This is a genomic window from Streptomyces sp. NBC_01298 (assembly GCF_035978755.1).
Taxonomy (GTDB): domain Bacteria; phylum Actinomycetota; class Actinomycetes; order Streptomycetales; family Streptomycetaceae; genus Streptomyces.
The window spans coordinates 7,720,325-7,734,518 of sequence record NZ_CP108414.1 but is presented as its reverse complement, the minus strand read 5'-3'; the positions used below and the strand labels follow the sequence as shown (position 1 = coordinate 7,734,518).

The window sequence follows — 14,194 nt, the reverse complement described above, 5'->3', positions numbered from 1 at the left end:
CTCCCCGCCGTCCCCCCATTCCACTGGAGGCACTTCCTTGCGTACCCCATCCCGAACCCGTACCCGGCTGGCCTGCGCCCTCGGCGCCACCCTGCTCGGCGCGGCCGCGGTGCTGACCTCCCCCGGGGCGGCCTTCGGCGCCAACGTCCTCTCCAACGGCGACTTCGAGTCCGGCAGCACGGCCGGCTGGTCCTGTTCCGGCGGGCTGGGCTCCGTGGTCGGCTCACCCGTGCACGGCGGGAGCAAGGCGCTGGCCGGCGCGGCCAGTGCGAGCGACAACGCCAAGTGCGTCCAGACCGTCGCCGTGCAGCCGAACACCACCTACACGCTCTCGGCCTGGGTCAAGGGCAGCTACGTCTACCTCGGCGTCACCGGCGGCGCCTCCACCTGGACCCCCTCGGCGGCCGCCTACACCAAGCTGACCGTGTCCTTCACCACCGGCGCCTCCCAGACCAGCGCCGAGGTCTACCTCAACGGCTGGTACGGGCAGGGCACTTACTACGCCGACGACATCACCCTGGACGGCCCGGGCGGCACCGTCGACACCCAGGCCCCCACCGTGCCCGGCAGCCTCACCTCCACCGGCAAGACCTCCTCCACGGCGTCCCTGAGCTGGTCCGCGTCCACCGACAACGTCGGCGTGAGCGGCTACGACGTCTACCAGGGCGGTACCAAGGTCGCCACGTCGGGCACCACCAGCGCGACCGTCAGCGGCCTGACCCCCAGCACCGCCTACGCGTTCACCGTGCGCGCCCGTGACGCCGCCGGGAACACCTCGGCCGCCTCGAACACCGTCAACGTCACCACCGACACCGGGACCACGCCGCCGACCGGTTTCAAGCAGGCCGCGCCGTACCTCTACCTGGGCTGGGGCAACCCGCCGAGCCCGACCACCGTGATGAACGCGACCGGCACCAAGTGGTTCACCATGGCCTTCATCCTCTCCTCCGGCGGCTGCAACGCCTCCTGGGACGGGCAGCGCCCGCTGACCGGCGGCGTGGACCAGAGCACCATCGCCTCGATCCGCGCGGCCGGCGGCGACATCGTCCCCTCCATCGGCGGCTGGCAGGGCAATAAGCTCGGCCCCAACTGCTCCAGCGCCGAGGCCCTGGCCGGTGCGTACCAGCAGGTCATCAGCGCGTACGGCCTCAAGGCCATCGACGTGGACATAGAGAACACCGACGAGTTCGAGAACGCCGTGGTCCAGGACCGCATCCTCGGCGCCCTCAAGATCGTCAAGCAGAACAACCCCGGTCTGAAGACCATCCTGACCTTCGGCACCTCCACCACCGGCCCGACCAGCTGGGGCAACCGGCTGATCGAGCAGTCCAAGGCGCTGAACGCCGGCATCGACGTCTTCACGATCATGCCGTTCGACTTCGGCAACGCCTCGACGGACATGTACGCCAGCACCGTCAGCGCCACCGAGGGCCTCAAGGCCAAGCTGAAGTCCGTCTACGGCTGGGACGACGCGACCGCGTACTCCCACATCGGCATCTCGGGGATGAACGGCCTCAGCGACACCCAGGAGACCACCACCGTCCAGAACTGGACCGACATCCGCAACTGGGCCAACTCCCACCACATCGCGCGCCTCGCCTTCTGGTCGGTGAACCGCGACCGCGGCTGCCCCGGCGGCGGCCTGCAGGAGACCTGCTCGGGAATCGCCCAGAGCGACTGGCAGTTCACCTCCATCACGGCCGGCTTCACCGGCTGATCCACCGCCTCGCACCGGTGGGGGCCGTCGCGGTGATCCGCGGCGGCCCCCACTGCCCGTACGGGGTCAGGAACCGGTCGGGGCCTGCCCTTCGGCGCCGGCCCGGACCCGGGCCCGTACGGCCTCCGGATACTTCTCGGTGAAGCGCAGGGCTCCGACGATGCTGAGGACCGGGATGATCCAGCTGGTCCACATGTCGTCCGGGTCGCGGAGCACGAGGTCGCCGTACGCCCCCACGAGCGCGTTGACCAGGAAGGCCAGCCCCCAGACCCCGGTGATCAGGTAGTTCGTCCGCTTGAAGACGGGCGAGTCCCAGAACTTCCGGTCCACCTGCTCCCGGGCGTACTGGAGGGTGAACGGCACCCTTGCCAGGATCGAGCCGAGGGCGATGAGAAAGAGGGCGACGTTCGCGATCTCGCCCGCGTACGTCTCCAGCCAGCGTCGCGTGCCGTCACTGGCGAAGGCCCCGACCACCGTCAGGACCGCGAAGAACACCACGTCGGCGAGTTCCAGGATCTTCAGGGAGGACCCGGGATGGAGCATCCGACTGCCGACGACCAGGCAGACGGAGATGGCCAGGGCCAGCCCCACCGCCCATTCGAATCGTCCCGGCCCCACCACGAAGGCGAAGACGATCCAGGGGGACAGCCCCACGAAGGGGCTCTCCAGGAACCGCGCCACCTTGTTCGTGCCGTGGGCACCAGCCGTGTGCGCCATGGGTCAGCCCTTCCTGCCGCGGCCGCGCCCCCCTTCCTTCCCAACGTACGCCGACACCCCCGGACCGCACCTGCCGTGGCCGGATCCGGGCGAGGTGCGTGCCGGATGGGGCCGTGCCACGCTGGCTGAACCCGGCCTACGGGTACCGGGTACACGCGACCGGGTGACGCCTCCGGAGCCCGCCGCCTTGAGGAACGGGGCTCGCCGTGCCACGAGGAACGCACCCCCACCGGCCCCTGCGGCGGCGCGTGGCCGCCGGATGCGCCGCTCTCCTGCTCATGGCCCTGCCCGTCGGCGCGGCCGCCGGAGCCACGGCCCCGGCACCCACGCCCCTGCCCACGCCTTCGCCCTCCGACAGCGGTGGCTCCGACCACGACGGCTCCGACAACGACGGCTCCGACCCGCTCGACCCCCGGATCACGGAGATCATGCGGAAGCCGGCGTACCCCCACGCGCAGTGGGGGCTGCTCCAGGTCGACCCGGAGACCGGGCGGACCGTCCACAGCCGGTTCCCCGACCAGCTCTTCATCCCCGGATCCACGGCCAAGCTGTTCAGCGTCTCCGGCGCCTGGCACGCCCTCGGCGCCGACCACCGCTTCGTGACCCCGCTCTACGCGGTCGGCGAGCGGCGCGGCGCGACCCTGACCGGCGATCTCGCCCTGGTCGCCCAGGGCGATCTGACCATGGGCGGCAGGACCCGCCCCGACGGTACGGTCGCCTTCACCGACCTCGACCACACCTACGCCGACGACGTCCCCGGCGCCACGCTGACCCCGCAGAACCCGCTCGCCGGCATCGACCTCCTCGCCCGTCAGGTCCGCGACTCCGGCATCACCCGCGTCGAGGGGAACGTGATCGTCGACGACCGGCTCTTCCGGCCCGAACCGGTCCTCGTCCCCACCCCGACCCCGCTGATCCTCAACGACAACCTCATCGACCTGACGACCACCCCCGGGGACCGCGCCGACGCGCCCGCCCGGCTGGACTGGCGGCCCAAGGTCGCCCCGTACCGGGTCAGTTCGACGGTGAAGACCGTGGCGGCGGGCAAGCCCACGGCCGTCACGGTGACGACCTCGGAGAACGGCACCCGGATCCGGCTGTCCGGCACGATCGCGGCGGGGGCCGCGCCGGTGCTGAAGGTCTCCCCCATCACCGACCCGTCGTCCTTCGGCCGGAGCGCGCTGATCGAGGCCCTCGAGCGGGCCGGGGTGGACGTGACCGCGGATCCGGCGGGCGGGAACCCGGTGGACCGGCTGCCCGCCGGGTACGAGGGCCGGGCGCGGGTGGCCGCGTACACCTCCCCGCCCTTCGCGGAGTACGCCGAACTCATCCTCAAGGTCAGCCACAACCTGGGCGCCAATCTCGGCGGCATGTGCCTGATGGCGGTCACCACCGGCAGCAAGGCGTGCATGGACGGATTCCCCGTCCTGGCCTCCTTCCTGGACGGGGCCGGGGTCGACCGGGCGCAGGTGCAGCTCCTGGACGGGCGGGGCGGCAACCCCGTCGACCGGTCCACGCCGCGGGCGGAGATCCAGATGCTGACGTACTGGCAGCGCTCGCCCGAGGCGCGCCTCTTCCGCGAGGCCCTCCCGGTCCTCGGGGTGGACGGCCTGCTGGCCGAGAACTGCCGGGACTGCCCGGCGCGCGGCAAGGTGTTCGCCAAAACCGGCGCCGCGGTGGGGCTGGACGCCCTCAACGACCGCCTGGGCGTCGGCGCCATCACCATCGCCGGCTACCTCGACAAGGGCGACGGCCGCTTCGACGTGTTCTACGCGGGCGTCACCGGCGCCTCGACCCCGACGACCGATCCGAGCGGCATCCTCGACATCGCCGACGACCTCGCCATGATCGCCGCGTACCTCCAGGAGGCGACCGCGGCGGCTGCTCCCGGGACCTGAACCGGGCACCTGAACCCGGCGCCTGTCAAGTAACGAATAGCCGGGTCTACGCCCCCGCGCCGCCTCCGGGCACGGTGGAGAGCGACCGTCCTGCGCACCGCAGGAACGACGCCGTCCGGACCGGAGGCAGACCACCATGACCGACATCGCCATCATCGGACTCGGCCGCCGCTTTCCCGGCGTCCCCGGCGTCCCCGGCTCCCCCGGCGTCCCCGGCGTCCCCTGCATCCCCGGCCACCGGGCCTCCGTGGACCGCCCCGACGCCCCGCACCACGTGGTCGGCGGTGTGCACCTCGGCCTCGCCCCCGGCAGCCCGCTCGGCTCCTCCGGGCTCCTGGCCCCCTCCGGAACCGGGGTGCGCCACCCGTTCGACGCGGAGGCCCGCGGATTCGTCCTCGGCGAGGGCGCCGGTGTCCTCGTCCTGCGGCCCCTCGCCGAGGCCCTCGCCGCCGGACACCGCGTCTACGCGGTGCTCCCGGGCGCCGGCCCGGCCGACGACGACCTGGCCCTGTGCCACCTCGCCTCGGGCACGGCCCCGATCGGGCACCCCCTGTCCGCGGCGGCCGTCGCGGGGCTGCTCACGTCGGCTCCGGTGCTCCCCCGCCGCGCGGTGGTCCTGGGGCCGGCCACGACCCCCCACCCCGCCCGCTTCCCGGAGAGCGCCCGGTTTCCGGAGCCCGCGGCCGGCCCCGCCCGGTTTCCGGACCGCGCCACGGACACCGGGAGCACCGGCGACCGCGCCACCGACACAGGGAGCACCGGAGGCGCCCACGGCACCGAAGGCGTCCCCGGCACCGGCCGGCCCCAGCTCGTCTTCCTCTCGGCCGGAAACCCGGAGCTCCTGGACCAGTACATCGGCGAGCTACTCGACGTACTCGACGCGGCGGACCGTACGCCGCTGGCGGCCCTGGCCCACGCCCTAGGCGCGCGGGCGCCCCGGGTGGCCCGGCTCGCGATCGTGGCCACCGACACGGCCGGACTCCTCCTGCGGCTGCGCCACGCCCGCGCGCAGCTCCTCGCCGGAGCCCGGGGCGACCTCGGCGACGGCGCCTTCGCCGCCGATGCCCCGCTGCCGGCCGCGCAGCGGCGTACCGCCTTCCTCTTTCCGGGCCGGGGCAGTCAGCGTCCGGACATGATGCGGGACCTCTACGCGAGGTTCCCCGCCTACCGGTCGGCCGTCTGCGTCCTGAGCGCCGTGGCCCGGGCCGACCTCGGCTTCGACCTGGCCGACCTGCTGTACGGCGAGGCCTCCGCGTACCGGACGTCGCAGACGTCCGGGGTCTCCCACGTGTTCCCCGTGGACAACGGGGAGCTCGGGCGCAGGCTCGCCGCCAGCGAGGTGTGCCTGCCGCTGCTCGGCACCGTCCAGATCGCCGCCACCCGCGTCCTCGCCGACTGCGGGATCAGCCCCGACCTCGTCCTGGGCCACGACTCGGGCGAGTTCGCGGCCGCCGCCGCGGCCGGGGCGCTGACCCACGTGGACGCCGTCCGGCTGCTGGTGCACCGGGGCGCGGCCCTGCGGCGGGCCGCGACCGGGCTCCGCGCGGAGGAGGCCCTGCGCCCGGGCCTCGCCACCCGCCGCATCGCCGTCCCCGCCGTGCCCTTCGTGTCGTCCGTGAACGCGGAGGTCTGCACCGACCCCGAGCGGCTGCGCGCCCTGTGGATCCGGCAGGCCTCGGCGCCGGTCCGCTTCGACGATGCCGTCCGCACCGCCTACGGCCAGGGGGCCCGCGTCTTCCTCCAGGTCGCCGGCGGGGACTCGCTGCTGGCCGCGGTCCGCCGGATCCTGCCCGGCCACGGCGACGTCCACCTCGTCCCCGTCACCGGGGAGGTGCCGGACGACGGACGCAGCTTCGTCCTGGCGCTCGCCCGGCTCGCGGTCCTGGGCGCCCCGGTCGATCCGCGCGCGGTGGTCCCCGCGCGGGAGCGCGGGCTCCCGGACCGGCCGGTCTAGGGCCTGTCGTCGAACTCCCGTCGTCGCCCGAAGGGCGGCACCCGGGCAGGTGACCGCACTGCGTTGGTGCTCCTTGCCGCTCCGGATGATGCTTGTCAGTGGAGCCCCTGGCCAGCGAAGGCGAGATGAGCGGCGATGGAGCAACTTCCCACCCCTCCCGGTGAGCGGGCGGCCCGGACGACGCACGCCTCCCCGGAGGCCCCGGTGCACGCCTCCCCCGGGGCCTCGTACACGGCCACGGCCACCGTCAGCGACCAGGGCGTCGTGACCGGGTGGAGCGAGGAGGCCCGCCGGCTGCTCGGCTACGCGTCCTCGGAGGTCGTGGGGCGGCCCGCCGCGGACCTGCTCGCGGACCGGTCCGACCGATCCGGCGGGCCCGCCGGATCCGGCGGTACGGGTCCTGCGGCGCGGCCGGTCGCGCCCGGGCAGGAGCGGTGGAGCGGCACCGTCCCGCTGCGCCACCGGGACGGCCGCCGACTGGACGCGGCGCTGCTCGCGCACCGCAGGGCGACACTCGGCGGGGCGGCCGAGTGGTTCGTGGTGTCCGCCGTGGCGGGGGCGCCCGACGCCTCCTGGGAGGGGCCGCTGGGTGAATGGGCCTTCGACCGGTCCCCTTGCGCCATGGCGGTCTTCGACGAGGACCTGCGGCTGGTCCGGGCGAACGCGGGCATGCACGGCGCGCTCTCCCTCACGGAGGCCGAGATGCGCGGGCTGCGCCTGTCGGAGATCGCCCCCGACCCGGTGAGCGAGGAGACCGAGCGGGGGATGCGCCGGGTGCTGGAGACGGGCGAGCCGCAGGCCGTGGACGGCTTCGTCCGGCCGCCCGGCGCGGGCGCCGCGCACGGCTGGGCGACCTCGCTGGCCCCCGTACCGGGTCCGGACGGCCGGGTACGGGCGGTTTACCTGAGCGCGCAGGACAGGCCGGCCGGTGACCCCGCCCCGCGGCAGCCGCTCCCGCCGACCCTGGCCGGTGCGCGCGTCGACACCCCGCCGGACAGTGCCCGTACCGCGCAGGAACTGGCCGACGCGGCCGTCCCCCGGCTCGCCGACTTCGCCGTCGTCGACCTGCTGGAACCCTCCGCGCGCGGCGAGACCCCGGTGCCCGGGGCGGGGCCGCTCACGGTGTCCCGCAGCGCCGTGCGGTCGGTCCTCGGCGGGAGCCAGGAGGCCCGGTTCGCTGTCGGGGACAGTGCCGTCTACCCGGCGCTGTCGCCCCCCGCGGAGTGCCTGGCCGCGGGGCGGGGCGCGGTGTACGGGACCGCCGACCCGGCCGTCGCCCGGTGGGTCGCGCAGGATCCCGGGGCGGGCTGGATCGGTGAGCACGGGACCCATTCGATGATGCTGGTGCCGCTGCGCGACGGCCGGGTCACCGTCGGGCTGGCCCTCTTCAGCCGTCAGCAGGGCCGGGAGCCCTTCGACCTGGAGGACCTGCGGCTGGCCGAGGAGCTCACGGCCCGGGCCGCCACCGGCATCCACCGGGCGCGCAGGACCGTCCGGGAGCACACCACCACGATGACGCTGCAGCGCAGCCTGCTCCCGCACACGCTGCCCGTGCAGTCGGCGCTGGAGATCGCCTCCCGCTACCTGCCCAGCGTCGGCGAGGCCGGTGTGGGCGGCGACTGGTTCGACGTGATCCCGCTGTCCGGGGCCCGGGTGGCCCTGGTCGTGGGCGATGTCGTCGGCCACGGCATGCGCGCCTCCGCCACCATGGGCCGGCTGCGCACCGCGGTGCGCACGCTGGCGGACGTGGACCTGCCGCCCGACGAGCTGCTCACCCACCTCGACGACCTGATCATCCACCTGGCGTCGGACGAGACGGGCGGGGAGACGGCCGGGGGCATCGGCACCACCTGCCTGTACGTGGTCTACGACCCGGTGACCCGCCGGTGCACCGCCGCCCGGGCCGGTCACCCCCCGCCCGCCGTGGTCTCCCCCGAGGGCTCCGCGTACCTCCTCGACGTCCCGGCGGGACCCCCGCTGGGCCTGGGGGGCCTGCCCTTCGAGACCGTCGAGGTAGACCTTCCCGAGGGCAGCCTCCTCGCGCTGTACACCGACGGGCTCCTCCAGGCCCGCGAGCACGACATCGACGAGGCCCTGGACGGCATGCTGGCGGCGCTGATCCGGCCCGCCTCCAGCCTGGACACCGTCTGCGACCGGATACTGACGACGATGCTGACCCACCGCCCCGATGACGACGTGGCCCTGCTCGTCGCCCGGACCCGGGCGCTGCACACGGACAAGGTGGCCGTCTGGGACCTGCCCTCCGATCCCTCCTTCGTCGCGCAGGCCCGCCGCAACGCCACCGACCAGCTGGCCGCCTGGGGGCTGGAGGAGGCCGCCTTCGTCACCGAGCTCGTGGTCAGCGAACTGGTCACCAACGCCATCCGCTACGGCTCGCCGCCCGTGCAGCTGCGGCTGATCCACGAGGGCACCACGCTGATCAGCGAGGTTTCGGACGCGAGCGGGACCGCCCCGCACATGCGGCGTGCCCGGATCTTCGACGAGGGAGGGCGCGGGCTGCTGCTGGTCGCGCAGCTCACCCAGCGCTGGGGCACCCGGCACACCCTCGTCGGCAAGACCATCTGGGCCGAGCAGTCCCTCGTCGACTTCTGAGGACCTTCTCCCCTGCCCTGTTACGCGCCCGTGACGGATGACGGACAGACCGATGAACTACCCCCGACATGCTCTTTAACACGGACATACACCCACATTCGTGGATATGTCTTCTGCTTTCAAAGGTGCGAGCAGCCGTGATGACCGAGCCCGATGCCGGAGGAAGTCCCATGAGCCTCACCCTGGTCGCACCGCACACCGAAGCCGAAGCCCCCGCCGCCGTTCTCGCCCCGCGCGAGCAGGAGGCCCTGCGCCACATCGCCGCCGGCCGCACCTACGTGCAGACGGCCCGCTCGATGGGACTCTCCAAGCACACGGTCGACGCCTACCTGCGCCGCATCCGGGCCAAGCTGAACATCAACACCACGGCGGAGATGACCCGCCTGGCCATCTCTATGGGTCTGTGAACACCGGCCTGGCCCAGTCCGGGGGCTCCCTGGGCGGCGCCTGGCTCCCCGCTTCCGCGGGCCCTGGAGCGGCCCGCCGGGCCGGTGCGGCAGCAGCAGTGGCGGTGGCCGCACGCAGCGCCGCCACGAATTCCAGACAGGAGTCGTAACGGTCCTCCGGGGCCTTCGCCAGGGCCTTCGCCAGCACCTCGTCGGCAGCCGACGCGATATCGGGCCGCTTCTCCGTCAGGGGAGGCGGCTTCTCGTACTGGTGCGCCCACAGCAGCGCGGGGGCGTCGTCCCGGACGAAGGGCGGCCCGCCGGCGAGGGACTCGTAGACGACACAGCCCAGGCTGTAGACGTCGCACCTGCCGTCGACCGGGCGCCCCGAGATCTGTTCCGGCGCCACGTAGTCGATCGTGCCGACGAACTCGCCGGCCGTGGTGAACCCGGTGAGGGCCAGCGATTTCTTCGTCAGTCCGAAGTCCGTGAGGTAGACGTGCTCCGGGTGGTCGCTGTCGGTGCCCTCGGCGACCAGGATGTTGGCGGGTTTGACGTCCCGGTGCACCAGCTCGTGCTCGTGGGCGGCGTCGAGCGCGGAGGCCACCTGGGCGGCGATGCGCAGCGCGGTCGGGACGGGCAGCGGGCCCTCCCGGTCCAGCAGGGTCCTCAGGTCCGGTCCGATCACGTACCGCATGGCGATGTACAGGACCCCGTCGGTCTCCCCCGCTTCGAAGACGGGCACGATGTGCGGGTGCTCGATCCTCGCGGCGACCCGGGATTCGTGGGCGAAGCGGCGCCGGAAGACCTCGTCCCGGACGCGCTCCGGGGCGATCAGCTTGAGCGCGACCGTACGGTCCAGGCGCAGGTCCTTCGCCTGATAGACGACGGCCATGCCGCCCCGGCCGATGATGCGCTCGATCCGGTAGCCGGCGATCTGCTGTCCGATCAGACCGGAGGCCCGTCCCGTGTAAAGGCCCCGGTTCGCTGCCGTGCCCATCAGGCGCCTCCCGCCGCAAGTCTATCGAGTGATCCACACGCACGCCCGTGGGGCGAGCGGCGCTCGCCCCACGGCCGGGTGCCCCGTCCGTTCAGACGCCGCGGCGGCCGCGCAGGGCCACCACGGAGATCCAGAGCAGCGCCGTGACGGCTCCGACGGCCAGGGTCAGGGTGCCGGCCCGGCCGCCGGCCATCGCCCAGCCGTTGCCGATCAGCAGGGCGGTACCGGCCACCCGGGAGGCGATCGCGTAGCGGCGGTTCCCGGCCCGGCCGAAGTGCCGGACAAGGACGTAGCAGGCGGCGATCAGCGAGGTGAAGGTGACCGACCCCGCGGCGAAGTGGGCGTAGCTGTGCCAGGTGAGCGTGGCGGTCTGCGCGGAGGGGGCTCCCGCGGGGAAGCCGTCGATCGGGTCCATCACGAAGGCTCCGGCGGCGATCATGCCGATGCCGGCGATCCGGACCAGCCGTGGCGCCCAGGTGCCTCCCGGGGTACCGCCGAGGACCCGGCGCAGGCCGGTCGCCCCGAGGGCGAGGAGGGCTCCGGCGAGCAGGAAGTTGGTGATCTGGAGCCAGCCGAGGCTTCCGTTGCTCAGCGCGCTCAGCGGGTGGCGGGTGATGTCGAAGCCCTGCCGGGTCGCGGCCTGGGTCAGGGAGACGGCCGCCCACAGCGGTGAGGCCACGACGGCGCAGGTGAGCAGGGCGCGGGTGGTGGCGGCGGAGGAGGAAGAGGAAGCGGAGGAGGAGCGGGTGGCGGTGGCGGTGGGGGCCTGGGTGCTCATGGCGGGTGCCTCTCGGGTTCGTCGTACGCGGCTCTCGTTCGGTTCTCGCTGATACGTCGAACCAGAAAAGCGACAGGGAATGCGCGCGTTCCCTGTCACATCGCCGGTTCGACGTGTAGGCAAGGTGCGGGCAGCAGCTCGGCACCACGAGACGAGGAGTCCCCATGCGCTACCTGATGACGACGAAGCCTTCCGACACCGCCCCCGACGAGCGCCTGTACGCCGAGATGGGCAAGTTCATCGAGGAGCTGACCGCGGCCGGCGTCCTGCTGGCCACGGGCGGCCTGGAACCGGGCGGCATCCTGGTGGCCTCCGCCGGCGAGGAGATCACCGTGACGGACGGGCCGTTCGCCGAGGCCAAGGAGGCCGTGGCCGGTTTCGCGCTGATCGAGGTCCGGTCCAGGGAAGAGGCGATCGAGCTGGCCCGCCGCTTCCGCCGGATCGTCGGTGACGGCGAGAGCGTGGTCCAGCAGGTCTTCGGCCCCTGATCCGTGCCGGACACCTCGCGGACGATCGACGCGGTCTGGAAGCTCGAATCGGCCAAGATCATCGCCACGCTCACGCGCATGGTGCACGACGTCGACCTGGCCGAAGAACTCGCCCAGGACGCGCTCGTCGCCGCGCTCGAGCAGTGGCCGGGCGCCGGGGTCCCCGACAACCCCGGCGCCTGGCTGACGACCACGGCCAAACGGCGGGCGGTCGACCACATCCGGCGCTCCCGGATGCTCGCCGGCAAGCGGGCACAGCTCGCCCACGAGCTGGAAGAGCGGGAGGAACAGCAGGAGCGGCAGGAGCCCGAACAGGACGACGTCCTGCGGCTGATGTTCCTCTCCTGCCACCCCGTGCTGCCGACCGAGGCCCGTGCGGCGCTCACGCTCCGGCTGCTGGGCGGGCTGACGGCCGAGGAGATCGCCCGGGCCTTCCTCGTCACGGCGGCCGTCGTCACCCGGCGCATCGCCGCGGCCAAGCAGACGCTGGCCGAGCGCCGCGTGCCCTTCGACCTCCCCGGGGAGTCGGAGCTGCCCGAGCGGCTGTCCTCGGTGCTGGAGGTCATCTACCTGATCTTCAACGAGGGTTACTCGGCCACCTCGGGCGACGACCTGATGCGCCCGGGGCTCTGCCTCGAAGCGCTCCGGCTGGGCCGGCTGCTGGCCGAACTGGCCCCCCGGGAGTCCGAGGTGCACGCCCTGGTCGCGCTGATGGAGATCCAGGCCTCCCGTTCGGCGGCGCGCACCGGGCCCTCGGGCGAGCCCGTCCAGCTCCACGAGCAGAACCGCGGGCGCTGGGACCAGTTGCTCGTCCGCCGCGGGTTCACCGCGATGCTGCGCGCGCGGGAGGCCGGCGGGGCCCCGGGCCCGTACATGCTGCAAGCGGCGATCGCCGTGTGCCACGCGCAGGCACGCACGGCCGGGGAGACCGACTGGGCGCAGATCGCGACCCTGTACGGGGCGCTGGCCCGGCTCCTGCCGACGGCCGTGGTCCAGCTCAACCGGGCGGTGGCGCTGGGAATGGCGCACGGGCCGCAGGCCGGCCTCGACCTGGTCGACTCCCTGGTCGCCGATCCCGTGCTCCGCGACTACCACCTCCTGCCCAGCGTCCGCGGAGACCTGCTGCTGCGCCTGGACCGCGGCCCGGAGGCGCGGCTGGAGTTCCTCCGGGCGGCGGCCCTCGCCAAGAACGCCGCCGAGCGCGCCTTCCTGCGCCGACGCGCGGAATCGGTACCCGCCGGCGGCGGCCCGGCCGGTCCGGCGCCGGGGCCGGCCCTCGGCCGGGCCGCGGAGGGCTTCCTCGGCCGGGCGGAGCTGGACGCGGCGACGGTCCGCTCGTACGGCCAGACCCTGCGGCGCCTGCGCCTGGACCTCGGCGACGCGGCGCCGCTGTCCGGGCTGACGGCCGAGGAGGTGGCCCGGGTGTGCACGGCCGCCTGGGGCTCCGCGGCGGCCAGGACCTGGAACCGGCACCGCTCGGCCGTACGCTCCTTCGGCGCCTGGGCCGGCCTGGAGGAACTCGCGGCCGGGCTGGAGCGGCGCCCCGAGACACGGCTCCGGGCATCCGCCGTGGACCCCGCGCGGCTCGACGCCCTGTGGAGCGACCCTGAACTGCCACTGCGCGAAAGGACGTTGTGGCGGCTCCTGCACGAATCGGCCGCGGGGGTCACGACCGTGCTGTCCCTGAACGTGGAGGACCTGGACCTGGAGGACCGCAGGGCCCGCGCGGGCCGCACGTGGGTGAGCTGGCGCTCAGGGACGGCCCGGCTCCTGCCCCTGCTGCTGGCCGGCCGCACCCGGGGCCCGGTGTTCCTCTCCGACCGCCGCCCCGGCCCGGCCCGCACCCCCGCCCCGGCCGACCTCTGCCCGGACACGGGCCGGCGCCGCCTGTCCTACGAACGGGCCGAGTACCTCTTCAAGGAGGCCACCAAACCCCTGGACCCGGCCCACGAGGGCTACACCCTGCGCCGTCTCAAACCCGATCCGCGGGCCACGCCCCGGGGCTAGGCCGTCTCTTTCGGATCTTGCCGGGCCCGCGACGCCTGGCACCGCGGGCTCGGCCGACAAGATCCGAAAGAGACGGCCTAACCCTCCCCTGCCAGCAGGGCGATGGCCCCGGCGAGTTGGGCGCGTACGGCCTCGTCGGCGATCGTGCCGTCCGCGCCGACCGTCCCGCGGTCCACGGGGATCCGTACGCACGCCGCGTCCCTGATGTCGGCGCCGGTGTAGCCGAGGACGGTCCGCAGGGTGTCCTCCGCGCCCCGGCCGCGCCCCGGGGCCGCCGCGTTCACCCAGGCGGCGGGCTTGTCGCAGATCTCGGTGCCGCCGACCGTCCAGTCGAGCAGGTTCTTGAAGGAACCCGGCAGGGTGCCGGCGTACTCCGGGGCGCAGATCAGGATGCCGGCCGCCTCCGCGATCGCGGCGCGCAGCCGGGCCACGGGAGCGGGCAGCGGATCGGCGTCGTCGTCGGGGTTGAAATGCGGAAGGTCCGCCAGCCCCTCGTAGAGGACCGTCCGCACCCCCGAGGGGGCCGCGGCGTGCGCGGTGCGCAGGAGGGTCTCGTTGGAGGAGCCGGCCCGCAGGCTCCCCGACAGCAGAAGGATCACGGGCGGCGTGGACGGGGTAGGCATGCGCCCCAATGTA

Annotated in this window: 11 protein-coding genes; 7 read left to right on the top strand and 4 right to left on the bottom strand. The window is 73.8% G+C overall.

The genetic code is table 11. The features are described 5' to 3' along the window. The first annotated feature begins 37 nt into the window (after positions 1–37). Entirely contained in the window at positions 38–1,717 is a 1,680-nt protein-coding gene (locus OG730_RS35385) for a carbohydrate binding domain-containing protein (RefSeq protein WP_442815132.1), read from the top strand. A 66-nt stretch (positions 1,718–1,783) separates the two neighbouring features. On the opposite strand, the gene OG730_RS35380 is transcribed toward OG730_RS35385, so the two are convergent. Beyond that, positions 1,784–2,434, bottom strand: a complete 651-nt coding sequence (locus OG730_RS35380; protein WP_327308062.1) for a hypothetical protein — start codon at positions 2,432–2,434, stop codon at positions 1,784–1,786. 206 nt (positions 2,435–2,640) lie between these two features. Between OG730_RS35380 and dacB the strand changes: the two genes are divergently transcribed. The 4 genes from dacB (at position 2,641) to OG730_RS35360 (ending at position 9,306) form a co-directional block, all read left to right on the top strand. Beyond that, positions 2,641–4,332, top strand: coding sequence for a D-alanyl-D-alanine carboxypeptidase/D-alanyl-D-alanine endopeptidase (gene dacB, locus OG730_RS35375; RefSeq protein WP_327308061.1), 1,692 nt, complete (start codon positions 2,641–2,643; stop codon positions 4,330–4,332). A 136-nt stretch (positions 4,333–4,468) separates the two neighbouring features. Further along, positions 4,469–6,286 carry an acyltransferase domain-containing protein gene (locus OG730_RS35370; RefSeq protein ID WP_327308060.1) on the top strand — a complete coding sequence of 606 codons (1,818 nt, stop codon included), beginning with the start codon at positions 4,469–4,471 and terminating at the stop codon, positions 6,284–6,286. 135 nt (positions 6,287–6,421) lie between these two features. Continuing rightward, positions 6,422–8,899, top strand: coding sequence for a SpoIIE family protein phosphatase (locus tag OG730_RS35365; protein WP_327308059.1), 2,478 nt, complete (start codon positions 6,422–6,424; stop codon positions 8,897–8,899). A 170-nt stretch (positions 8,900–9,069) separates the two neighbouring features. Continuing rightward, the gene (locus OG730_RS35360) at positions 9,070–9,306 is read left to right on the top strand and encodes a response regulator transcription factor (protein WP_327308058.1); all 237 of its coding nucleotides are present in this window, start codon (positions 9,070–9,072) and stop codon (positions 9,304–9,306) included. Here the strand turns inward: OG730_RS35360 and OG730_RS35355 are convergent. Next, complete coding sequence (locus OG730_RS35355) at positions 9,293–10,285, bottom strand: serine/threonine-protein kinase (RefSeq protein ID WP_327308057.1); 993 nt, start codon at positions 10,283–10,285, stop codon at positions 9,293–9,295. The two genes, OG730_RS35360 and OG730_RS35355, sit on opposite strands and share 14 nt — an antisense overlap. A 91-nt stretch (positions 10,286–10,376) precedes the next feature. Beyond that, positions 10,377–11,063 carry a DUF998 domain-containing protein gene (locus OG730_RS35350; RefSeq protein WP_327308056.1) on the bottom strand — a complete coding sequence of 229 codons (687 nt, stop codon included), beginning with the start codon at positions 11,061–11,063 and terminating at the stop codon, positions 10,377–10,379. Positions 11,064–11,227: 164 nt separating this feature from the next. Between OG730_RS35350 and OG730_RS35345 the strand changes: the two genes are divergently transcribed. Continuing rightward, the gene (locus tag OG730_RS35345; RefSeq protein ID WP_327308055.1) at positions 11,228–11,551 is read left to right on the top strand and encodes a YciI family protein; all 324 of its coding nucleotides are present in this window, start codon (positions 11,228–11,230) and stop codon (positions 11,549–11,551) included. Between the two features lie 3 nt (positions 11,552–11,554). Further along, positions 11,555–13,558, top strand: coding sequence for a sigma-70 family RNA polymerase sigma factor (locus tag OG730_RS35340; protein ID WP_327308054.1), 2,004 nt, complete (start codon positions 11,555–11,557; stop codon positions 13,556–13,558). Between the two features lie 77 nt (positions 13,559–13,635). Here OG730_RS35340 and OG730_RS35335 read toward each other — a convergent pair whose 3' ends face one another. Then, on the bottom strand, positions 13,636–14,181 hold the full coding sequence (locus tag OG730_RS35335; RefSeq protein WP_327308053.1) for an NADPH-dependent FMN reductase: 546 nt from the start codon (positions 14,179–14,181) through the stop codon (positions 13,636–13,638). Positions 14,182–14,194: the final 13 nt, after the last annotated feature.